This is a genomic window from Massilia sp. 01N410 (assembly GCF_056399665.1).
Genome location: NZ_JBFTRV010000100.1, coordinates 1 through 351, shown reverse-complemented (window position 1 = coordinate 351; position 351 = coordinate 1). Strand labels below are relative to the sequence as shown.

1 protein-coding gene is annotated in these 351 nt (G+C 71.8%); it reads right to left on the bottom strand.

Going from position 1 to position 351, the window contains the following annotated elements; genetic code table 11:
* On the bottom strand, positions 1-351 hold a 351-nt coding region (locus AC1DOP_RS27420), incomplete at both ends, for a phosphotransferase (RefSeq protein ID WP_477254460.1).

Below are 351 nucleotides of genomic sequence, written 5' to 3'. Positions count from 1 at the left end.
CGTCGCGACGGGCGTCATGCAGCAGCATCGAGAAGTCCCAGGCCGGGTGGGCGACCACCGCGTCCTGGAAGTCGATCAGGCCGACGCGGGCCGGGCCTTCGCGATCGGGCAGCCACAGCAGGTTCTCGGCGTGATAGTCGCGGTGGCAGAACACGCAGGCGCCGGCCTCGGCCCGGGCGCGGATCGGCGTCCACAGCGCCTGCCACTCGGCCAGGGCGGCCGCGTCGAAGGTCACCGGCTTGAGCTTGGGCAGCCACTCGACGAACAGGTCCTGCGCCATCTGCAAGGCCAGGTCGTCATAGGTCAGCAGCGGCCAGGTCGAACCGCCCGCCTCCAGCACCGACGGGGGCC